The 22,093-nt window shown below is 66.2% G+C and carries 14 protein-coding genes; 3 read left to right on the forward strand and 11 right to left on the reverse strand.

Translation table 11 applies throughout. The annotated features are described in order from the left end of the window. Positions 1-32: 32 nt before the first annotated feature. Positions 33-2,504 (reverse strand): putative bifunctional diguanylate cyclase/phosphodiesterase, encoded by a 2,472-nt coding sequence (locus tag B3349_RS11920; protein ID WP_291588862.1) that lies wholly within the window; start codon positions 2,502-2,504, stop codon positions 33-35. A 138-nt stretch (positions 2,505-2,642) separates the two neighbouring features. Between B3349_RS11920 and B3349_RS11925 the strand changes: the two genes are divergently transcribed. Beyond that, entirely contained in the window at positions 2,643-3,872 is a 1,230-nt protein-coding gene (locus tag B3349_RS11925) for a spore maturation protein (RefSeq protein WP_291588863.1), read from the forward strand. 136 nt (positions 3,873-4,008) lie between these two features. Here B3349_RS11925 and B3349_RS11930 read toward each other — a convergent pair whose 3' ends face one another. From B3349_RS11930 to dnaE, 7 genes are all read right to left on the reverse strand, one after another. Next, a complete protein-coding gene (locus B3349_RS11930; RefSeq protein ID WP_291588864.1) occupies positions 4,009-4,659 on the reverse strand; it encodes a DUF3617 domain-containing protein in 651 nt (216 codons plus the stop codon). Between the two features lie 155 nt (positions 4,660-4,814). Beyond that, a complete protein-coding gene (gene sbcB / locus B3349_RS11935) occupies positions 4,815-6,269 on the reverse strand; it encodes an exodeoxyribonuclease I (protein ID WP_291588866.1) in 1,455 nt (484 codons plus the stop codon). Positions 6,270-6,440: 171 nt separating this feature from the next. Further along, positions 6,441-7,316 carry an NAD-dependent protein deacetylase gene (locus B3349_RS11940; RefSeq protein WP_291588867.1) on the reverse strand — a complete coding sequence of 292 codons (876 nt, stop codon included), beginning with the start codon at positions 7,314-7,316 and terminating at the stop codon, positions 6,441-6,443. A 6-nt stretch (positions 7,317-7,322) separates the two neighbouring features. Continuing rightward, the gene (cls, locus tag B3349_RS11945; RefSeq protein ID WP_291588869.1) at positions 7,323-8,777 is read right to left on the reverse strand and encodes a cardiolipin synthase; all 1,455 of its coding nucleotides are present in this window, start codon (positions 8,775-8,777) and stop codon (positions 7,323-7,325) included. A gap of 214 nt (positions 8,778-8,991) precedes the next feature. Next, positions 8,992-11,331, reverse strand: coding sequence for an ATP-dependent Clp protease ATP-binding subunit ClpA (clpA, locus tag B3349_RS11950; protein ID WP_291588872.1), 2,340 nt, complete (start codon positions 11,329-11,331; stop codon positions 8,992-8,994). 62 nt (positions 11,332-11,393) lie between these two features. Continuing rightward, on the reverse strand, positions 11,394-11,759 hold the full coding sequence (gene clpS / locus B3349_RS11955) for an ATP-dependent Clp protease adapter ClpS (protein ID WP_066532383.1): 366 nt from the start codon (positions 11,757-11,759) through the stop codon (positions 11,394-11,396). 154 nt (positions 11,760-11,913) lie between these two features. Beyond that, complete coding sequence (gene dnaE / locus B3349_RS11960; RefSeq protein WP_291588875.1) at positions 11,914-15,450, reverse strand: DNA polymerase III subunit alpha; 3,537 nt, start codon at positions 15,448-15,450, stop codon at positions 11,914-11,916. A gap of 165 nt (positions 15,451-15,615) precedes the next feature. On the opposite strand from dnaE, the gene bamD reads away from it, so the two are divergent. Next, a complete protein-coding gene (gene bamD / locus B3349_RS11965; protein WP_291589216.1) occupies positions 15,616-16,410 on the forward strand; it encodes an outer membrane protein assembly factor BamD in 795 nt (264 codons plus the stop codon). 250 nt (positions 16,411-16,660) lie between these two features. Here bamD and B3349_RS11970 read toward each other — a convergent pair whose 3' ends face one another. The 3 genes from B3349_RS11970 to zapE form a co-directional block, all read right to left on the reverse strand. Beyond that, positions 16,661-18,859: an ATP-dependent DNA helicase gene (locus B3349_RS11970; protein ID WP_291588878.1), complete on the reverse strand. Its 2,199-nt coding sequence runs from the start codon at positions 18,857-18,859 to the stop codon at positions 16,661-16,663. A gap of 165 nt (positions 18,860-19,024) precedes the next feature. Next, a complete protein-coding gene (locus B3349_RS11975) occupies positions 19,025-19,744 on the reverse strand; it encodes a hypothetical protein (RefSeq protein ID WP_291588879.1) in 720 nt (239 codons plus the stop codon). A 10-nt stretch (positions 19,745-19,754) separates the two neighbouring features. Beyond that, entirely contained in the window at positions 19,755-20,852 is a 1,098-nt protein-coding gene (gene zapE / locus B3349_RS11980) for a cell division protein ZapE (protein WP_291588881.1), read from the reverse strand. Between the two features lie 292 nt (positions 20,853-21,144). Between zapE and B3349_RS11985 the strand changes: the two genes are divergently transcribed. Beyond that, positions 21,145-21,984: a PA3715 family protein gene (locus B3349_RS11985; protein WP_291588883.1), complete on the forward strand. Its 840-nt coding sequence runs from the start codon at positions 21,145-21,147 to the stop codon at positions 21,982-21,984. The last annotated feature ends 109 nt before the right edge of the window (positions 21,985-22,093 follow it).

Consider the following 22,093-nt stretch of genomic DNA (forward strand, 5'->3'; position numbering starts at 1 on the left):
ATCCGCAGCCGCCGCAGGGACGCCCCCCGCGTTCACGCCGGCTCCAGAATCCCCTGGCGCAGCAGGCGTTGTGTTTCCTGCGCCGGCACGGGGCGGCTGAGGATGTAGCCCTGGGCCGCATCGCAGCCAGCGGTCTTCAGGTAGACCAGCTGGTCGCGCAGCTCCACGCCTTCGGCCACCACCCGCATCTTCAGGTTGTGTGCCAGCGTGATGATGGACGTCACCAGCACCCCGGCCTCGGGGCTGGAACGGATGTCGTCCACAAACGACCGATCCAGCTTGATGGTGTCGATGGGCAGGTGGCGGATCTGGCTCAGGCTGGAAAAGCCGGTGCCGAAGTCGTCCAGGCCGATGCGCATGCCCATGCCTTCCAGCTGGTTGAGCACGCGCACCGCCAGGTCCACGGGCTCCACCAGGCAGCTCTCGGTGATTTCCAGCTCCAGGTCGCTGGCACGCACGCCGTACTGCTGCAGGTAGGTGGCCATGCGCGTGGGAAACGCGGTGTCGCGCAACTGCAGGGCCGAGACATTGACCGCAATCGGCACCGTGTCGAGCCCCTGCTGGCGCCAGGCGGCCGCCTGCTGACAGCATGCGCGGATCACCCAGTCCCCCAGCTCGGCGATCAGGCCGTTCTTCTCGGCCAGCGCAATGAATTCTCCGGGATAGATCAACCCGAAAGCCGGGTGCTGCCAGCGCACCAGGGCTTCAAAACCTTCGATGCGGCAGTCCTCCAGCCGCACCTTGGGCTGGAAATGCAGCACCAGCTGTTCGCCGGCAATCGCCTGCGCCAGCTCGCGCTCCAACTGCCAGCCGCGGTCGTCTGCCGGATTGAGCTGGGTGTCGTAATAGGTGGCACGCCCACGCCCCGCGCGCTTGGAGGCGTACATGGCCATGTCCGCATGCTGGCACAGCGTGGCTACGTCATGGCCGTCGCGCGGGAAGAAGGCAATGCCGATGCTGGGGCTCAGCTGCAGGTTGTGCCCGTCCAGGCCCACATAGGGCTGGCTGAGCTGGGCCACCAGCTTGGCGGCCAGCTGGTCCATGTCGGCCAGTTGCTCCATGGCGGTGACCAGTACGGCAAACTCGTCGCCCCCCATGCGGCCAATGATGTCGCTGCCGCGCACCAGGGAGCGCAGGCGCTGGGCCACTGCCTGCAGCAGCAGATCGCCCACATGGTGGCCCAGGCTGTCGTTGATCTGCTTGAAGCGGTCCAGATCCAGGTACAGCAGCGCGTAATGCTTGGGGCTGCGCCGTGCCAGCGCCAGGTGGCTGGCCACCAGCTCGTTGAACATGCGGCGGTTGTGCAGGCCCGTCAGGTGGTCGCTGCCGGCCAGCTCCAGCGCACGGATCTTCTCTTGCTCCAGTTGCTCGATCAGCGACTGGTTCTTGGCATCCGCCACGGACAGCGCCTGGAACAGATGGTGCTGCCGCCCCAGCACCCGGGCCAGCGCCAAGGTGGCCAGCAAGGTGATGGCGGTCAGCAGCGCCAGCAAACCCCATGCACGCCGGCTGTTGGCACGGTGTTCGGCCAGCAACTGGGGCACATCCTGGCTGACGACCACGGTGAACGGGGTGCCGGCGCTGCGCCGCCAGCTGACCAGATGCAGTTGCTGGTCATCCAGCCGCAGCCGGCCGTGCCCCTGCACACCGGGCTGCTGGGCCAGCAGCGCCTGACGCTGACCGGGCGGCGACGCCAGCAGCGCATGGTCCTGCAAGGCCGCCAGCACGCTGCCATCCGGCGCCAGCACCTGGATGTGGGTGCCAGTGTGCATGTCCGCTCCGCGGTACGGGCCCAGAAAATGCACCAGATCGATGGCCTGCAGCAAAAAACCGCCCTGCGACGGCACCTGGCTCAGCGCATCCCCCTGCGCAGCCCAGGCCGGCGGCATGCCCAGCAGCAAGGACACGGGTCGCACATTAGGCGTGTCGGGAACGAAGTCCTTGCCCCCGGGCAACACCGGCAGCACCTGCACCTGCCGCGCCACCGGGCTCTGCTGGCGCGCGGCACTGCGCAGCAGCGCCGGATCCACCAAAGGCAGCTGCGCCATGCCGTCCTGCACCGGCATGGAGCTGAGCAGGCGCTCGCCCTGCGCATCCAGCACGGCAAAGCGCAGCAAAGTGGGATCGGCGGCCTGCATGGCCAGCAGGCGGCGGCGGGTCTGGGCCATCTCCTGCGGTGCACCGTCCAGCGCCTCCGCTGCGACCAGGGCCATCAGATGGCCTTTGTCCACCGCCTGCACCAGGCTTTCCTGCAGGCTGGCCGCCACGGCCGCCTGCTGGCTGAGGGCTGCCTCCCACAGCTGGTCCTCCTGCGACTGCAAGCGCTGGGCGGTGAACCACCAGGACAGCGCCAGCGCGGTCAGCACCAGCACCGGTGGGGCCCAGCGCAGCAGCGGCCAGCCGGAGATGGCGCCCCCCACGCGGCCCAGCGCCGCGCCATAGAACCCGCGGTGCCCGGCCCACAGACGTGCGGCGACAGGGAAAGAAGATGAAGCAGTGGTCAAGATCACAAAGGGAACGTTGCGCGTGCGCCGATTGTGAAAACTTCTTGTTACAAGCTGGTGACGATCGGTAATCCCTGTGCGCCGCGCGACAATGGTGGCATCCAAGATCGATGACATCTGCCTCGAGGGAGAACTTCCATGCTCAACGCCTTGTGGCTGGGCTTTTTTGTGATTGCCGCCGTGGCCGCTGCCGCGCAGTGGCTGTTGGGCGGCCAGGCCCAGGTGTTTGCCGACATGGTGCAGGCGCTGTTTGCCATGGCCAGGCTGTCGGTCGAGGTGATGGTGCTGCTGTTCGGCACGCTGACGCTGTGGCTGGGCTTTCTGCGCATTGCCGAACAGGCCGGGGTGGTGCAGTGGCTGGCCAAAGTGCTGGGCCCGCTGTTTGGCAAGCTGATGCCCGAAGTCCCGCGCGGCCACCCGGCGCTGGGCCTGATCACGCTGAACTTTGCCGCCAATGGCCTGGGGCTGGACAACGCCGCCACGCCCATGGGGCTCAAGGCCATGCAGGAGCTGCAGACGCTCAATCCCCGGCCCGACACCGCCACCAATGCACAGATCCTGTTCCTGGTGCTCAACGCCTCGTCGCTGACGCTGCTGCCGGTCACCATCTTCATGTACCGCATGCAGCAAGGCGCGCCCGATCCCACGCTGGTGTTCCTGCCGATTCTGCTGGCCACCAGTTGCTCCACCCTGGCCGGCCTGCTGGCCATCGCCTTGGTGCAGCGCCTGCCGCTGTTCAGCCCGGTGGTGCTGGCCTATCTGCTGCCGGTGGCCCTGGGCCTGGCCGGCTTCATGGCGCTGCTGAGCACGCTCAGCGCTGCCGCGCTGGCCAGCCTGTCGGCCCTGCTGGGCAATCTAACCTTGTTCGCCCTGATCCTGCTGTTCGTCTGCCTGGGGGCCTGGAAGAAGGTCGCCGTGTACGACAGCTTCATCGCCGGAGCCAAGGAAGGGTTTGACGTGGCCAAGGGCCTGCTGCCCTATCTGGTGGCCATGCTGTGTGCCGTGGGCGTGTTCCGTGCCTCCGGCGCACTGGGCTATGCACTGGACGGCATCCGCTGGTGCGTGGACCTGCTGGGCATGGACACCCGCTTTGTGGATGCCCTGCCCACGGCCCTGGTCAAACCGTTTTCCGGCAGCGCGGCACGGGCCATGCTGATCGAGACCATGCAGACCCAGGGGGTGGACAGCTTTGCTGCACTGGCCGCGGCCACCATCCAGGGCAGCACCGAAACCACCTTCTATGTGCTGGCCGTGTATTTTGGTGCCGTGGGCATACAGCGTGCACGCCATGCCGTGCCCTGTGCGCTGATCGCCGAGCTGGCCGGCGTGGTGGCGGCCATCGTGGTCTGCTACCGCTTCTTTGGCTGAGCAACTTCCTCCGGACGGGCTGCCGGCCGGGAGTTCCCCTGGTGCCGCAGTCTTGGGGCGCAGTGTGTAGTGCGTGGGTGCGGATCCCGGGGGAGGCCCCGCCGTCACCGTCCACGCCGCCGCCGCTGCTCCACCCTTACTTGCCCCCGCCGAACAGGGAGCGTTCCTGCTGCCGCTGGCGGCCCACCTCGGCGGCATTGCCACAGTCGGCCGCAATCCACTGGGCGGCAGTGGTGATGATCAGCTGGCCCTGCGCGATTTTGAGCTCGGTGCGCGTGCTCAGCCGCTCGGGCGTGATGACCGATGCCACATGGCTGCCCTGCCCTGGTGGCTCGGTACATTTCAGCTGGCCGCGCACGAAATCGGCACCGCGCTCCTGCAGCGTGAAGGTGCAGCCCTCCTGCTGCTGGCGCTCGACCAGCCGTGCCAGCTGGATCTGATCGGGCGGCACGCACAGCAACTGGCTGCGCCCCCGGTCCACCACCACGCCGGCGCTGCGCAGGTTGTCCTCCAGCATGCGGCGCACACCGGGCTCCATGCCCAGCAGCTGGGTTTCCAGCTGCTGGTTGATCTTCTGCATGTCCACCGTCTGCCCGCTGCTCTGGCGCAGCTGCGACTGCCGGCCTTCGAACTCCCACAGCCCGGGGCGCACCGTCTGGGCCTGCGCCTGGGCCAGCACCGTGCCCAGGCAGACCGCCCCTGCGGCCAAGCGCCATCCCGTCGCGCCAAGCGGCCGCACGGCCATGGCCATGCGCGGCAACCACGTCAGGAACAAAGGACAGGACATGGAAACCGACTATAGAAAATGCGGGCCTCCAAGGGAAATCCTATAAGACAAATGGCCGAACCGGCGTGGCCCTGCCCCCACACCCCGCAGCGGATGGCCCTGGGTGGCCCTGGATGGTTTGGGGTCGGCAGTGGCGCTGGGGCATGCCTGCCCGCTCACATCTCCGGGACGATGCTTTCGGCGTAGTCGTACAGCATGCCCAGGATCTCCTCCCCCTGCTCGCTCGCGTTTTCCGACAGATCGTCGATCTGGGCAAACATCTGCTCGGCCGTGCGGGCACCGCCCTGGCCTTCCACCAGGAAGGCGGTACGCAACTGCTCCCAGCGGGCCTGCTCCTGCGGGTTCAGCGTCTGCGGCCAGTTGCGGGCGCGCCAGCGGAACACCAGCTCGGGCAGGCGCTTGTCGTCAAAGCCCATGCGGCTGACCGCCAGCTCCTGCGGGTTCAGGCCGCGCAGCTGGTTCAGATGACGGCGGTCATTGGGGCCGACAAAGCCGTTGTACAGATCCTGGTCCACATCCTGCGGGCCATGTCCGTCCTGGCGCTGGTACACCTGCTTCCACAGCGCACTCATATCGGGCAGCGCGCGCGCGGCCACCGCATGCGCGATGCACTGCGCCATGTCCAGGCCCCATTGCACCGCCATCTCAGGCGACAGCGTCTTCAGATTGCGCACCACCATGGGGGACTTGTTGATGTGGATGCTCTTGATCGGCAGGCGCTGCACGCCTTCCGGCAGATCCGCCTGGCGCGTGAACAGACGCAGGCGCAGCTGCTCGGCATCCAGGCTGGCCAGCTCGGACGGATCGGCCTGCAGGTCCCAGCAGATCACCTCGTTCTTGTTGGTCGGGTGCTGGGCCAGCGGCCACATCATGGCGATGCAGCCGCGCTCGGGGCGGATCATGCCGCTGACGTGCAGAAAAGGCCGCGCATCGACCTGTACGGCGGGCAGGCCCATCTCGTGCAGCACACGGTCCTTCTTGCGCAGCGCAAAGGCAAATTCAAACAGCTTGGGCTGGGCCTGGCGGATCAATCGCGCCAGAGCAATGGTGGCGCGCACGTCGCTGAGGGCGTCATGGGCCTGTTCGTGCAACAGGCCGTTGGCACGGGCCAGGTCCTCCAGCTTGAAGCTGGGGCTGCCGTCTTCCTTCTTCGGCCACTGGATGCCGTCCGGGCGCAGCGCGTAGACCATGCGCACCACATCCAGCAGGTCCCAGCGGCTGCAGTCGTTCTGCCATTCCCGTGCATAGGGGTCGATCAGGTTGCGCCAGAACAGAAACCGCGTCACCTCGTCGTCAAAGCGGATGGTGTTGTAGCCCACGCCCACGGTGCCCGGCTGGCTGAACGCGGCTTCGATGCGGTTGGCAAACTCCACCTCGGGCACGCCCTCCTCCAGGCATTGCTGGGGAGTGATGCCGGTGATCAGGCAGGACTGGGGATCGGGCAGGTAATCCGGGGCCGGCTGGCAGTAGAACATCAGCGGCTCGCCGACTTCGTTGAGCTCCATGTCGGTGCGGATGGCCGCAAACTGCGCCGGGCGGTCATAACGGGGGTTGGCACCGAAGGTCTCGTAGTCGTGCCACAGGAAAGTGAGGGAAGCGGATTCAGCCATGGTGGCGAGTATGCCTGCAAGCGCACGCGCCCCCGGCCTGCCAGGCGGTGCGATGCAGCTTGCCGGGTCTGTGCGCCCGATCGCGCTGCACCGTGTCGGGGATCTGCAACGCCCTGGGCCGCACAGACCCGCCCAGACCGCCCCAGCAACTGCGGCAGGCTCCCACCCTTCTCAACCGCCCCCGGCCCCCAGCCCCTGCGCCAGCGCCTGCAAGGCCTGCCCCACATCGGCCTGTAGCTTGGCCGCCAGCAGCGCATCGGCCCGCGTGCGCCCCTGGTTGATGGCCAGCACCGGCAGTCCGGCAGCGGCAGCCGCCTGCACAAAGCGAAAGCCCGAATACACCATCAGCGAAGAACCGGCCACCAGCACCCCATCCACCTGCGCCAGGGTGTCCAGACCGCGCTGCACCCGCTCGCGCGGCACGCTCTCGCCAAAGAACACCACATCGGGCTTGAGCACCCCGGTGCGGCAGTGCGGACAGGGCGGAATACGGAACTCGGCGAACGGCAGTCCGTCCAGATCGGCATCGCCATCCGGCGCAGTACGGGCCTGCAGTTGCACCCAGGCGGAATTCAGGGCCTCCAGCGCCCGCTGCCAGTCGGCCCGGGCAAAGCGGTGGCCGCAGTCCATGCAGCGCACCGTGTCAATGCGGCCATGCAGATCCAGCACCTTGCGGCTGCCTGCGGCACTGTGCAGGCCGTCCACGTTCTGGGTCAGCAGCAGCTGCACATGGCCGGCATCTTCCAGCGCCGCCAGCGCATGGTGGGCGGCCCCGGGCAGGGCATGGCCCATCACCCGCCAGCCCACCAGGCTGCGCGCCCAGTAGCGCTGGCGCACCAGCGCATCGCCCATGAAAGCCTGGTAGGTCACGGGTTGCGGGCGCTTCCACTGCCCGGCCTGGTCGCGGTAGTCCGGAATGCCCACCTCGGTGCTGCAGCCCGCGCCGGTGACCACCAGCCAGCGCGGGTGCTGGCGCGCCCAGTCCAACAACTGCGCCGGCGTCACGGCGGGCACATCGACGGGCTGGTCTCTCAAAGCGTAATGCATGGTGCGCTACAGCAAGGGGGAACACAGCCGCGCGGCGGAATCGAACAGCCGCTGCCAGAACGGCTGCGGCCGGGCATAGCCCACGCGGCGCGCCAGCTTCAGGTCTTCCTGGAACTGGGTGGCCAGCTTGCCGTTGAAGGCCTCGCCATAGGCAATGGCACAGACCTCGTAGTTCAGGCGAAAGCTGCGGTTGTCGAAGTTCGCCGTGCCGATGATGCCCATGAAATCATCCACCAGCATGGTCTTGGAATGCAGCATGCTGGCCTGGTACTCGAACACCTTCACGCCGCAGCTGATTAGCTCGTCGAAATAGGAGCGCGCAGCAGCGGTCACCAGCCGCGAGTCGGACTTTTCGGGCACCAGCAGACAGACATCCACCCCGCGCAGCGCCGCATTGGTCAGCGCCAGCATGCTGGCCTCGGTGGGCACAAAGTACGGCGTGGTCAGCCACAGGCGCTTGGCCGCGGCATGGATGGCCGCCACATGCACCCGGTGGATGGCTTCCATGCTGCTGTCCGGGCCGGACGCCATGATCTGCACCACCTGCTTGCCCTCGGGCAGCTCCGGCAGGATGTTTTCGAAGTCGCTGGGTTCGTTGCGGCGGTTGTAATCCAGCGCATAGGCCCAGTCCTCCAGAAACACGGTCTGCAGCCAGTTGACCACCGGGCCCTGCAGACGCACATGCACGTCGTGGTAGGCACCGGGCAGGATGCGGCGGTCTTCCTCGTCCGTGATGTTGACGCCGCCGGTGTACCCGATGCAGCCGTCAATGACCACGATCTTGCGGTGGGTGCGGAAGTTGATCACCGGCCGCACCCGGCGGCCCAGCTTGGTGGGATGAAACAACGCGAACTCCGCCCCCGCCTCCTCCAGCGGCTGGTAGTGCTGGCGCCCCAGGTTCTTGGAGCCCAGCGCATCCACCAGCAGCCGCACCTTGACGCCGGCGCGGGCTTTTTCCTGCAGCAGCGCCAGCAGCGCCAGCCCGGTCCTGTCGGGCTCGAAGATGTAGTACTCCAGATGCACATGGTGGCGGGCCGCGCGCACCGCGTCCATGATGGAGTCAAACGTGGCCGCCCCGCCCACCAGCAGCTCCACCTCGTCAGCCGTGCTGATCGGGAAATGGGTGGACGCCGTGACCAGCTTCACCACCTGCTGCAGCCGGTCCGGCGCCTGGGGCACTTTCTCGCGCAAGCGGGCAATGCTGCTGCGCGCACGCGACTTGCGCCGGCTGCGCAAGCGCCGCAGCCGCTGGCGCTTGAGCCGGCGCGGCCCCAGAAAGTAGTACACGCCAATCCCGACCACCGGGATCACCGCCATGGACAACAGCCAGCTCAGCGTGGCCACCGGCGCGCGGCGCTGCAGCAAGATCCAGACCCCGACCACCACCACATACGCCGTCCAGACCACGGACAGCAGCAGCATCAGGTTGTGGTGCGTGAGGTACGACGCAATCCAATCCACACAAAGCTCCCAGGAGACAGGCGCAGGGCACGCCCACAAGACCAAAGCGGCGCAGGCAGACTGCACCGTGGCAGGCCAGAGTATGCCGACAAATCCGCCGCGCCAGTGTCAGCACCGTGCCGGCACGCCTGCCAGCCCCGCCGCGCAGGCAGGCATAAAAAAACCGGCAGACCTGCTGCCGGTTTTGTAGCACCTTATGTGCACGGGATCTGCATCAATCCGCTGCAGCCGCCTCTTCCGGCTCGGCCGGCTCCGACTTGCCGCGCTCCTTCTTGGGCAGCGCAGAGATGTCCAGTTGGACATCGCCCTTGCCTTCGTTGGCGTCGGCAATCCAGTCCACTTCCAGACGGCCACCGTCGGTCAGGCGGCCGAACAGCAGTTCGTCGGCCAGCGAGCGGCGGATGGTGTCCTGGATCAGCCGCTGCATCGGGCGGGCGCCCATCAGCGGATCGAAGCCCGTCTTGGCCAGGTGCTTGCGCAAGGTGTCGGTGAACGTGACTTCCACCTTCTTCTCGGCCAGTTGCTGCTCCAGCTGCAGCAGGAACTTGTCCACCACGCGCAGGATGACCTGCTCGTCCAGCGGCTTGAAGCTCACCGTCGCATCCAGGCGGTTGCGGAACTCGGGGGTGAACAGGCGCTTGATGTCGCCCATTTCGTCTCCGGCCTGGCGCGGGTTGGTGAAGCCGATGGTGGCCTTGTTCATGGTCTCGGCACCCGCATTGGTGGTCATGATGATGATCACGTTGCGGAAGTCGGCCTTACGTCCGTTGTTGTCCGTCAGCGTGCCGTGGTCCATGACCTGCAGCAGCACGTTGAAGATGTCCGGGTGCGCCTTCTCGATTTCATCCAGCAGCAGCACGGAGTGCGGCTTCTTGGTGATGGCCTCGGTCAGCAGACCGCCCTGGTCGTAGCCCACATAGCCGGGAGGTGCACCGATCAGGCGGCTGACCGCATGGCGCTCCATGTACTCGGACATGTCGAAACGGATCAGGTCCACACCCAGGATGTAGGCCAGCTGCTTGGCAGCTTCCGTCTTGCCGACCCCGGTGGGGCCGGAGAACAGGAAGGAGCCGATCGGCTTTTCCGGCTTGCCCAGACCCGAGCGGGCCATCTTGACGGCCGACGCCAGCACTTCCAGGGCCTTGTCCTGGCCGAACACCACGCTCTTGAGGTCGCGCTCCAGCGTCTGCAGCTTGCTGCGGTCGTCGTTGGAGACATTGGCCGGCGGAATGCGGGCGATCTTGGCCACGATCTCTTCGATCTCGGCGCGGCCGATGGTCTTCTTGCGCTTGCTGGCCAGCTGGATGCGCTGGGCGGCACCGGCTTCGTCGATCACGTCGATCGCCTTGTCCGGCAGATGGCGGTCGTTGATGTACTTGGCCGACAGCTCTGCGGCAGCCTGCAGCGCGGCCGTGGCGTACTTCACGCCGTGGTGCTCTTCAAAGCGGCTCTTGAGGCCCTTGAGGATATCCACGGTTTCCTGCACGGTCGGCTCGACCACATCAACCTTCTGGAAGCGGCGAGACAGCGCGGCGTCTTTTTCGAAGATGCCGCGGTACTCCGTGAACGTGGTCGCGCCGATGCACTTGAGCTGGCCGCTGGACAGCGCCGGCTTGAGCAGATTGGAGGCATCCAGCGTGCCGCCCGATGCCGCACCGGCACCGATCAGCGTATGGATTTCGTCAATGAACAGGATGGCATTGGGCTTGTCCTTGAGCGACTTGAGCACGCCCTTGAGGCGCTGCTCGAAATCACCGCGGTACTTGGTCCCTGCCAGCAAGGCTCCCATGTCCAGCGAATAGACATTGGCTTCGGCCAGCACCTCGGGCACCGTGCCCTCGGTGATGCGCCATGCCAGGCCTTCGGCGATCGCCGTCTTGCCCACGCCGGCCTCGCCCACCAGCAGCGGGTTGTTCTTGCGGCGGCGGCACAGGATCTGGATCGTGCGCTCGACTTCGTACTCGCGCCCGATCAGCGGGTCGATCTTGCCGTCCTTGGCCGCCTGGTTCAGGTTCAGCGTGTACTGCTCCAGCGGCGAGGCCTTTTCATTGCGCTCGCTGCCCATGCCCTCGTCGCCGTCCATGGGCGTGTCCGCCTTGGCCGGTTCCGGAGGTTCGCTCTTCTTGATGCCGTGGGCAATGAAATTGACCACATCCAGGCGCGTCACGCCCTGCTGGTGCAGGTAGTACACGGCATGGGAGTCTTTTTCGCCGAAGATGGCCACCAGCACGTTGGCGCCGGTCACTTCCTTCTTGCCATTGCCTGTGGACTGCACATGCATGATGGCGCGTTGGATCACCCGCTGGAAGCCCAGCGTCGGTTGTGTGTCCACTTCCTCGGTGCCAGCCACCTGAGGCGTGTTGTCTTTGATGAAGTTGGTGAGCGAAGCACGCAGGTCATCGATGTTCGCAGAGCAGGCACGCAAGACTTCTGCCGCGCTGGGGTTATCCAGCAGGGCCAGCAGCAGGTGCTCCACCGTGATGAATTCGTGGCGCTGCTGACGCGCCTCGACGAATGCCATGTGCAAGCTGACTTCCAGTTCCTGGGCAATCATGTAGTGGCTCCTTTGCGCTTGCCAGTTGTGTGAATCTACTCTGAAATCGGGGCGATCGGCAGTTATTCAATAGGCTCGCTGACCGCTTGCAGCGGATGGCCGGCCTTGTTGGCTGCCTGTAACACCTGTTCCACCTTGGTGGAGGCCACGTCGCGGGAATACACACCGCACACGCCGCGTCCGTCCAGGTGGATCTTGAGCATGATCTGGGTGGCCGCCTCGCGGTCTTTGCCAAAAAATTCCTGCAGCACCACGATCACAAACTCCATCGGGGTGAAATCGTCGTTGAGCATCACCACCTGGTACATCGGTGGCGGGGCGACCTTCTGGGTACGCCGCTCCAGCACGACCGAACCACCGCCCTCTTCGCGTGGAAGCTGGGGCTTGGGAGGTTGGATAGGAGGTTGTTCGGTAGCCATGGAATTCATTGTAGCGACGGCTTCGGGCGTATTTTGAGTCGCCTTCAGGCCAAAAACAGAGGGACGACATGCAAGCATTTGTAGGACAGCACAAGCTTTCCTACCAACGGTTGCATGGCATACAGATAAGGCCAATGGTAGCGCCGGCAAGATGGCCGTTTTCTTACTCGTAGACGACCGTGCTGTGCCCGCTACCCGCCTCGGCACACCAGGCCGCCAGCGCCGCATCGCTGGGGAAAAACCGGCTGTCATCGCCCAGTTGCAGCTCGACCAGCGCCGCGCCCAGTTCAGACTGGCAGCGCACCCCCAGGCGCACCTTCAGGCCGTGCTGGATGCTGCCGTGCTCGGTGTCCTCCCGTTTGGCGGGGAATTCACGCAGCAGGCGCTGGACATCGGGCATTTTTTCGGTGGTGCTGACCTGCAGGTAGCGACCAAAACGGCAGCGGGCATCGGCCAGGCCCCACACCTTCTGCACCTTGGCACGCAAGCCGCCACTGAAGCGGTCCTGCTGCACCCGTGCCGTCAGCACCACAAACTCGTCGTCTTTCAGCAGGTCCTTGTGGGCATTGAGCGTGGCTTCGTCCACCGAAGCCTCGATCACGCCGGACTTGTCGTCCAGCTTGAACAGGCACAGCTTGCCCCGCTGGCCGTTGATCACGCGCAGATCGCTGACGATGCCCACCAGCACCTGCGGCTCGCGGCTGTCCCCCAGATCGGCCAGCGGCGTGCGCACAAAGCGGCGCACCTCCGCCTCGACCTCGTCGAACAAATGGCCGGACAGGTAGAAGCCCACCGCGGTTTTTTCCAGGGTCAAGCGCTCCTTGATGCCCCAGGGCAGCACCTCGGCCAGCGGCGGCTCCTGGGTGCTGGAGCCCACAGCGTCGTCGCCCATCATGTCGAACAGGCCGCCCTGGTTGGCATTGGCCAGCGTCGCATTGGCAAATTCGAACGCCGTGTCCACCGACGCCGACAGCGCCGCGCGGTCGCGGTGGATGGCGTCGAACGCGCCGGCCTTGATCAGCGCTTCCAAGGTGCGCTTGTTCAGGCGCGAGCGGTCCACCCGCACGCAGAAATCGAACAGGCTGGTGAACGGGCCCTTGATGTGGCCGTTCGGCCCCACGCCCTGGCCGTCGCGCGCCGCGATGATGGCTTCGATCGCCTGCTGGCCCGTGCCCTTGATGGCGCCCAGGCCATAGCGGATCACCTTGTCGGTCACCGGCTCGAAGCGGTAGACCCCGCGGTTCACATCCGGCGGCTCGAAGGTCAGGCCCATCTTCAGCGCATCTTCGTACAGCACCTTGAGCTTGTCGGTGTCGTCCATTTCCACGGTCATGTTCCCGCAGAAGAACTCCGCCGTGTAGTGCACCTTGAGCCAGCCCGTGTGGTAGGCCAGCAGCGAATAGGCGGCCGCGTGCGACTTGTTGAAGCCGTAGCCCGCGAACTTCTCCATCAGGTCGAAGACCTCGTCGGCCTTGTCCTGGCTGATGCCCTTCTTGGCCGCACCCTCGCGGAAGATGCCGCGGTGCTTGACCATCTCCTCGACTTTTTTCTTGCCCATGGCGCGGCGCAGCAAGTCGGCGCCGCCGAGCGAGTAGCCGCCCAGCACCTGGGCCGTCTGCATCACCTGCTCCTGGTAGACCATGATGCCGTAGGTCTCGGCCAGCACCTGCTCCACCAGCGGGTGGGGATATTCAATCTCTTCGCGGCCGTGCTTGCGGGCCACGAAGGACGGAATCAGGTCCATGGGGCCCGGGCGGTACAGGGCGTTCAGCGCAATCAGGTCCTCCAGGCGCGAGGGCTTGGCGTCGCGCAGCATGCCCTGCATGCCGCGGGATTCAAACTGGAAGACGGCTTCGGTCTTTCCTTCCTGGAACAGCTTGTAGGTAGGGTAGTCGTCCAGCGGGATTTCTTCGAACTTGAAGTTCTCCTGCCCCTTGTGGCGCTTCATGATGAATTCGCGCGCAATCTCCAGGATGGTCAGCGTGGCCAGCCCCAAGAAGTCGAACTTCACCAGGCCGATCTGCTCCACATCGTCCTTGTCGTACATGGCCACGGCCGAATCGCTGCCAGGTTGCTGGTACAGCGGACAGAAGTCGGTCAGCTTGCCGGGCGCAATCACCACGCCCCCGGCGTGCATGCCGATGTTGCGGCACATGCCTTCGAGCTTTTGCGCCATCTCGATCAGCATCTTCACGTCTTCTTCTTTTTCCAGACGTTCGGCCAGTGCCTGCTCATCCACCGCATAGGTGTACTTGTCGTTCTCCTTGCGCGGATTGGGCGGGTACTTGAGCGTGACGTGCAGGCCCGGCTTGTTGGGCACCAGCTTGGAGATGCCGTCACAGAAGGTGTAGCTCAGGTCCAGCACCCGGCCCACGTCGCGGATGGCCGCGCGTGCGGCCATGGTGCCGAAGGTGGCGATCTGGCTGACGGCATTGCGGCCGTAGCGGTCCTTGACGTAATCGATCACGCGGTCGCGGTTGGCCTGGCAGAAGTCCACGTCAAAGTCAGGCATGGACACGCGTTCGGGGTTCAGAAAACGTTCGAACAGCAGGTTGTAGTGGATGGGGTCCAGGTCGGTGATCTTCAGCACATAGGCGACCAGCGAGCCAGCGCCCGAACCACGGCCCGGCCCCACCGGGCAGCCATTGTTCTTGGCCCAGTTGATGAAGTCCGCCACGATCAGGAAGTAGCCCGGGAACCCCATCTTCAAGATGATGCCCAGCTCGAACTCCAGCCGCTCCACATACTGCGGGCGGGCTGCCTGGCGCTTGGCCTCATTCGGGAACAGCAGCTGCAGACGCTCTTCCAGGCCCTCGTACGAGGCCTGGCGGAAATAATCTTCGGCCGGCATGCCGTTCGGCGTGGGAAAGTCGGGCAGAAAGTTCTTGCCCAGCAGCAGCGTCACGCTGCAGCGGCGGGCGATTTCCACCGTGTTTTCCAGCGCCGAAGGCACATCGGCAAACAGCGCCTGCATCTCGGCGCTGCTCTTGAGGTACTGCTCCCGGGTGAAGCGCTTGACGCGCTTGGTATTGCCCAGCACCTCGCCTTCGGCAATGCACACCCGCGCTTCATGGGATTCGAAATCACCGGGCTTGAAAAACTGCACCGGGTGCGTGGCCACCACCGGCAGGTTCAGCCGGGCCGCCAGCTGCACGGTCTGCGCCACCAGGCTTTCGTCCTCCGGGCGACCGGCACGCTGCAGCTCCAAGTAGAAGCGGTGCGGAAACAGGCTGGCCATGCGCAGTGCCTCGCGCGCGGCCCCGTCCTTGTCGCCGCGCTGCAGGGCCTGGCCCACCGGGCCGGCGTTGGCGCCGGACAGCAGGATCAGGCCCTCGCCCAGCTCCTGCAGCCATTCCCATTTGCTCTGCGCCTGGGCCTGTCCGCGCGGCACATTGCCGGTCCAGCCCCGGGCCAGGATTTCCGACAGATTGTGGTAGCCCAGCTTGCTTTGCACCAGCACCAGCACACGGGGGCCGGGCGCACCGCCCTCGCCTTCCATGATCAGCTCGGCACCCAGAATGGGCTTGACCCCTTTGCCCCGTCCGGATTTGTAGAACTTCAGCCCGCCGAACATATTGTTCAGGTCGGTGATGGCCATGGCGGGCTGCCCGTCGGCAGCCGCCGCCTTGATGGCATCGTCAATACGGCAGGTCCCGTCGACGACGGAAAACTCGGTGTGCAGGCGCAGGTGAACAAACATGGACGCCATTGTAGGAAGGCCCGGCAGCCTCCACGCCGACACCGTGTCATAACCTGCGGCGAAGGGGCCCTTGGCCTGCCGCTACAATGCCTTCCAACCAGTGGCCCGCAACGGTGCCCTTGCCAGAAACTTATGTACACATCTCCTGTCCGCATGCTGTCTTCTCTGCCCCGTCACCGCCTGCCCCTGTTTGCCGCCCTGCTGGCTGCCGGCCTGCTGGCCGGCTGCAACACGACCAAGGAAGACCCGACCGCCAAGTGGACGCCCGACCGCATCTACACCGAGGCCAAGGAAGAGCTCAATGGCGGCGGCTACGACAAGGCCGTGCCACTGTTTGAAAAGCTGGAAGGCCGCGCTGCCGGCACCCCTCTGGCCCAGCAAGCCCAGATCGACAAGGCCTACGCGCAATACAAGGCGGGCGACAAGGCCCAGGCCATTGCCACGCTGGACCGCTTCATCAAGCTGCACCCTGCCAGCCCGGCCCTCGACTACGCGCTGTACCTGAAGGGTCTGGTCAATTTCAACGAAAACCTGGGCCTGTTCTCGTGGCTGTCGCGCCAGGACCTGTCCGAACGTGACCAGAAAGCCGCCAAGGATTCGTTCGAAGCCTTCAACGAACTGGTCAACCGCTTCCCCGATTCGCGCTACGCCGCCGACTCCCGCCAGCGCATGACCTATATCGTCAACTCGCTGGCCCAGTACGAAGTGCACGTGGCGCGCTACTACTACTCGCGTGGTGCCTATGTGGCCGCCATCGCCCGCGCCCAGACCGCCATCACCGAATACGAAGGCGTGCCCGCCATCAAGGAAGCGCTGGAGATCCTGGTCAACTCCTACGACAAGCTGGGCATGGACCAGCTGCGTGACGATGCCAAGCGCGTGCTGGAAAGCACCTACCCCGCCACGGCCGAAACCACGGCCCAGCGCCGCAAGAGCGCGCCCTGGTGGAAGTTCTGGTAAGCCCCGCAGGCTAGCCAGCCCCTGTGCCCACCCCAAGCCCATGCCCTTGTGCATGGGCTTTTTTCATGGGCTTTTTGCATGCTGCATGGTTCTTGGTGTCAGGCGCATTGCGTGGTCACACGTGGTCATGGGAACACCGTTTGGGATAAGCCCTCTGCACGGCAAGACCGTGGCCTGGCGGCGCGCCACCAGCGCCTCGGTTTTTGAGACCTTGAGCACTTGACTGCTTGCGCCCCGGCGCGGGGCCACATTACAGCGGTGCCGGGTTGCGCAGTTCCTGCAAGGCCTCTTCCCACGCGGCCTCTGTCCCCAGACGGCGCATGGGCGGCAGCGCTTCCACCATGCTGCGGCCATAGCCCTTGGTGCGCAGCCGGATATCGGTCACCACCAGGATGCCGCGGTCGGTTTCGGTGCGGATCAAGCGCCCCGCGCCCTGCTTCAGGGCCAGTGCCGCCTCGGGCAGCACATAGTCGGCAAACGGGTTGCGGCCCAGCTGCTCCAGCTGGCGCGAACGTGCCTCGACCAGCGGATCGTCCGGCGGGGGAAACGGCAGCTTGTCGATCACCACCAGCTGCAGCGCATCCCCCGGAATGTCCACCCCTTCCCAGAAGGTGCTGGACGCCACCAGCACGCAGCCGCGTCCGTTCACCGTACCGGCGCGAAAGCGCTCCATCAGCGCATGCTTGGAGCCCTGCCCCTGCACCAGCACATCCATGGGCTCCAGCAGGCCAAAGCGTGCCCGCAGCTGGCGCCCGATCTGCTCCAGCGCGCGCAGCGTGGTGGTCAGCACCAGGGTGCGTCCTCCCAGGGCTGCGGCACCGTCCCCGGCCAGCTGGGCCACGGCATCGCTGTGCTTCGCATCGCCGGGCAGCGGAAAGCGCTCGGGCACATACAGCGCCGCCTGGTGTACGTAATCGAACGGGCTGTCCACCCGCAGCACCTGCGCGCCGTGCAGACCGCAGGGCTCGGTGAACCAGCGCAGATCGTCCCCCAGGCCCAGGGTGGCAGAAGTGAAGATCCAGGCCGTGTGGGCAGCCGCAGTGTCCGGTGCGGTCGCCGTGATCGCAAGCGGGGCCGGCTGCGCAGCAGGTGCGGCCGGCAGCACGGTATCGCTGCCCTGCTCTGCCGGCTCCACCAGCTCAGCCTCGCCCTCGTCTGCGGCCGGTTCTGCGCCCTCCGCCCAGGCACCGCCGGGTGCCAGGTCCGCATCGCTGAAGGCACGCACTTCCAGCGCAGGGTGGCCGGCCATCAACTGCCCGCGCACCAGGCGGGCAATGCTCAGCGGGGATTCCGTCAACCGCAGGTGCTGGCGGCCCACATCCAGCCAGCGCACCGCATCGTCCGGGGCCGGCCGCACAAAATGCGCCAGCCGCTGCAGCAGCAGCTGGCCGCGCTCCTGCAGGTGCACCAGGGCCGGTGCCATCTCCAGCACCCCGGCCAGCGCCTGCACCACGGCGCGCAAGGCCTGCCCCAGGTGCACCGTGGCTGCACGCCACTGGGCAGCATCCAGCGTCTCCGGCGCCAGCCCCTGCCAGCGCAGGCGCGGCTGCGCGCTGTGGTGCGTGCTGGCAACCAGACGCCAGTCGCGCACGGCCTGCTGCACGCGCGCAGCCAGCACCAGCCAGTCCGCCATGCCCCGGGCATGGTCGCTGGCGTCCTGCATCACATCGCGCGCGTAGGCCAGCAGCTGGTTGCTGCTGAGCACTAGGCCGGCAAACTGGATCCCGGTTTCGTTCAGCTGGTGGGCTTCATCGATCACCACCACACCCGCCTGGGGCAGCAACTGCGCCATGCCGGATTCGCGCACCTCCATGTCGGCAAAGAACAGATGGTGGTTGACCACGGCCACATCGGCCTCCAGCGCCTGCTGGCGCGCGCGGTTGACATGGCAGGCCTGCCAGTGCGCGCATTCGCGGCCCACGCAGTTGTCGCGTGTGGAAGTCACCAGCGGAATGACCTGCGAATCCTCGGCCAGATCGGGCAGCTCGGCCATGTCGCCGCTGCGTGTGGAGCGCGACCAATCTTCCACCCGCGCCACGGCACGCAGCACCTGGGCATCCAGCGGCTGCTTGCCCAGACGCACCTGCAGCAGGCGCTGCTGGCACAGATAGCTGCTGCGCCCCTTGAGCCGTGCCATGCGCAGCGGCAGACCCAGGCTTTGCACCAGGCGGGGCAGATCGCGCGCAAACAGCTGGTCCTGCAGCGCCTTGGTGGCCGTGGAAACCACCACCCGCTTGCCGCTGAGCAGCGCCGGCACCAGGTAGGAATAGGTTTTGCCCACGCCCGTGCCGGCTTCCACCACCAGCACGCCGCAGTCGGCAATGGTCTGCGCCACGGCCTCGGCCATGGCGGTCTGTCCGGCGCGAGGATGGAAGTGCGGCTCCGCCCGGGCCAATGCCCCGTCGGCCGCAAACACGGCGCGCACAGCGTGCATCAAGGGTGAGGTCATGCCTGCGCCCCCCACCGCTGGAGCCTGCCTGTGCCATGCCGCCCGGCCCAGGCAGCGGATCCCGACAGCCCCGCCTGCTTACACCGCAGCAGCGGCATGGAGGGAGAAGTCACAGGCGCGCCAGCCGCTCTCATCGGGGAAACCGCTGCGCGCCGGCCCGTGCGCTCAGGGCGTACCCGGCACGGGCAAGGGTGCGCCCTTGCGGTCGGCCACGGCCTTGTCACGACGCGCCTTGGCCTTGGCCGCTTCTTCCTGGGTCTGCCTGGCCGCTTCCTGCGCCTTGCTACGGCGTTCGGCCTCAGCCTGCGCATGTTCGGCCTGCTGGCGTTGCTGCGACTGTGCCCGTTGCGTCTGCGTCTGCGCACGCTGCTGGGCCTGCGCATCGATGGTCGCGCGGTCGTGCGCCACATCCTCCTGGGTGCGCTTGGGCGCCGGCTTGGCGGGCTGCGTCAAGGGCTGGCGCGGCGTGGCCTGGATGGCCGGCTGCTGGCGCGGCTCCTTCATCTTCTGGTCGATGCTGCGCAGGCGTTCTTCCGTCTTTTCCCGGCGCTCGGCATCGTTCAGGCGCAGCTCGCGTTCGCGCAGCGGCTTTTCCTGCTCACGCGCCTGGCTGCGCAGCTGACGCAGGCAATCCTCCACCGCAAACTTCTGGTAGCAGGCGGCTTCCAGCGGTTTCTGGCGCTCGGTCAGCGCGCGGCGCTGCTGCTCGATCTCGTGGCGCTCGGCCTCCCGCTGCTCCTTGCGGTGCTGCAGGGCCGCAGCGCGTGCCGCGTCCTCTTCCGGCAAAGGCGCGGCCGGCGTAGGCTGTGCCAGTGCGGCGGTGGCCGAAACGGCCACCACGGCGGCCAGCAGGTGGGGCAGGAACATAGAAGCGCGTGTGTGCATGGTGTGTCAGTCAGGTCAGACCGGTATCGACCTCGCGCCGCTCGAGCGAGAGGAATTCCTGGGACTGCATTTCGTTCAAGCGAGACACTGTACGCGGAAATTCGTGGGCCAACGGGCCTTCGGTGTACAGCTGCTCCGGCGGCACGGCGGCCGACAGAATCAGTTTGACGCGCCGGTCGTACAGCACGTCCACCAGCCAGGTAAAGCGGCGCGCAGGCGACGCCATGTTCACCGGCATGAACGGCACGTTCGACAGCAGCACGGTATGGAACTGGGTGGCGATCTCCAGGTAGTCGTTCTGCGAGCGCGGCTCCATGCACAGCTCGCGGAAATCGAACCAGATCACGCCACCAGCACGGTGCAGCGGCTTGAGCTCGCGCGACTCGATCATGAACACCGGCTTTTCTTCCGGCACTTCAGCCAAGCGCTTGAAAGCCTCTTCCATGGCGGCATCGGCCTCCGGCCCCAGCGGACAGTGGTAGAGCTGCACCATCTCCAGGGTGCGGCGGCGGTAGTCGGTGCCGTTGTCCACATTGACCACATCCATGCGCTCGTTCAGCAGGTCGATGGCGGGCAAGATGCGATCGCGGTGCAGGCCGCCAGGGTACAGGCCGTCGGGCGTGAAGTTGGACGTGGTGACAAAGCCCACTCCGTTCTCGAACAGCGCCACCAGCAGGCGGTACAGGATCATGGCATCGGTGATGTCCGCCACGTGGAATTCGTCAAAGCAGATCAGCTTGTAACGCTTGGCGATCTTCGCCCCCAGCGCATCCAGCGGGTTCTGCGTGCCCTGGAGCAGGTGCAGCTCGCGGTGCACTTCGCGCATGAATTCGTGAAAGTGCAAGCGCACCTTGCGCCGGATGGGCACGGCATTGAAAAAGCAGTCCATCAGAAAGCTCTTGCCGCGCCCCACCCCGCCGTACATATACACCCCACGGGGAATTTCCGGCTTGGAAAAGATTTTCTTGATCGCGTTGGAACGCCGGGATTTGTAGGCTGCCCAATCGTCCGCACAGCGCTGCAGCGCATCCACCGCACGCAGTTGCGCGGGATCGGCCGTAAAGCCTTTGACGGCCAGCTCGGCCTCGTACGCTTGTCTCACATTCACCATCCACCTCCAACTCGGACCCGCGGCTCAAGCATGCTGCTGCGCAAGGCCCAGTTGCGGGTTGAAAGAGGCGAGGGGGTCCCGACGCGAAGCACCACCGGCGGGCAGGGTCTGAGCAGAGGGGGCGAAAAAGTCTTTCGCCAAGGCTTGCAGCTATCATGTCGAGCCTGCGACATGCCGTCTATTCTATAGCGGCCCGCAGCATGCCCTGCCGGCCTGCAGATATCTCTGCACGCACCTTCGCCCTGCCTGCACTCCCCCACCTGCGTCCCCCTTGCTCCCCAGCCTTCCCATGCCGTCCGTTGCTCTTTGCGCCCCCCTGCTGCGCACCCTGGGCAGCATGGCGCCCTGCCTGCTGCTGGCCACCATGGGCAGTGCCCTGCGTGCCGGAGAACAACCCCAGGCCTGCGCCCCGGCCACCGTCGCAGCCGTGGCACGCTGGGCCGGCGTCCAGGGCAAACTGGTCAGCTGGGACCAGCCCGATGGACTGATTGCCGCGGCCAGTTGCAAGGCCATGCCCGATGCACCGGACACCACGATTGCCGCCATCGCCTTCGACACCTTTCTGGAAGGCCAGACCCGCGGCAACGGCAGCAAGCTGCAGATCATCGCCCTGGTCGAAGCCGACCGGGTGGTGGCCGCCCACCGCTCGCAGATCGAAGAAGACGCCACCACCGCCGTGGGCCGCTACGACATCGACACCGGCCGCTACCACCTGCGCCCCGGCGTACGCGCCTTCGGCACCGTGTTCCACAGCGATGCACTGGGCTCCCGCTGCCCGGACGCTGCCGCCTATCAGGAGCTGACGCTGTGGGTGCGTGAAGGCCGGCACCTGCGCCCGGTGCTCGGCACCAATCTGCGCGGCTGGGTCAACATCGTGGGCACGCCCTGCATCCTGAACGAGGATCTGCACCGCAGCGAACATGCCGAGCTCACCGTCTCCGTGGAGAAGACCAGCAGCCATGGCTTTGCCGACCTGGCCCTGAACGCCCGCATCGTCCACAGCGAAATCCATGGCAACGCGGGCGAGAAAACCCGCCAGCGCCGGGCGCGCACCGTGCTGCGCTATGACGGCCAGTCGTACGGCAGCGACATGTTCCGCACCTTCTGGTATCCGGCAGACCTGCGCTAAGGCCGGTCTGCACGCGCTTTGCGCCCGCCGCCGCAGCGGCCTGAGGCCCCTGCCTCCGGTTGTGGCCTGCACCGCGTGCCGGTGCGGGATTGGCCTGACCACGCCGGGG

Origin of the sequence: Comamonas sp. UBA7528 (genome assembly GCF_002479375.1) — a bacterium.
GTDB lineage: Bacteria > Pseudomonadota > Gammaproteobacteria > Burkholderiales > Burkholderiaceae_C > Comamonas.

Coding starts and splice junctions, on each gene's coding strand:
- B3349_RS11925 (WP_291588863.1), top strand. CDS start 2,643: ATGCTCAACGCCTTGTGGCTGGGCTTTTTTGTGATTGCCGCCGTGGCC.
- B3349_RS11930 (WP_291588864.1), bottom strand. CDS start 4,659: ATGTCCTGTCCTTTGTTCCTGACGTGGTTGCCGCGCATGGCCATGGCC.
- sbcB (WP_291588866.1), bottom strand. CDS start 6,269: ATGGCTGAATCCGCTTCCCTCACTTTCCTGTGGCACGACTACGAGACC.
- B3349_RS11940 (WP_291588867.1), bottom strand. CDS start 7,316: ATGCATTACGCTTTGAGAGACCAGCCCGTCGATGTGCCCGCCGTGACG.
- clpA (WP_291588872.1), bottom strand. CDS start 11,331: ATGATTGCCCAGGAACTGGAAGTCAGCTTGCACATGGCATTCGTCGAG.
- clpS (WP_066532383.1), bottom strand. CDS start 11,759: ATGAATTCCATGGCTACCGAACAACCTCCTATCCAACCTCCCAAGCCC.
- dnaE (WP_291588875.1), bottom strand. CDS start 15,450: ATGTTTGTTCACCTGCGCCTGCACACCGAGTTTTCCGTCGTCGACGGG.
- B3349_RS11970 (WP_291588878.1), bottom strand. CDS start 18,859: ATGACCTCACCCTTGATGCACGCTGTGCGCGCCGTGTTTGCGGCCGAC.
- B3349_RS11975 (WP_291588879.1), bottom strand. CDS start 19,744: ATGCACACACGCGCTTCTATGTTCCTGCCCCACCTGCTGGCCGCCGTG.
- B3349_RS11985 (WP_291588883.1), top strand. CDS start 21,145: ATGCCGTCCGTTGCTCTTTGCGCCCCCCTGCTGCGCACCCTGGGCAGC.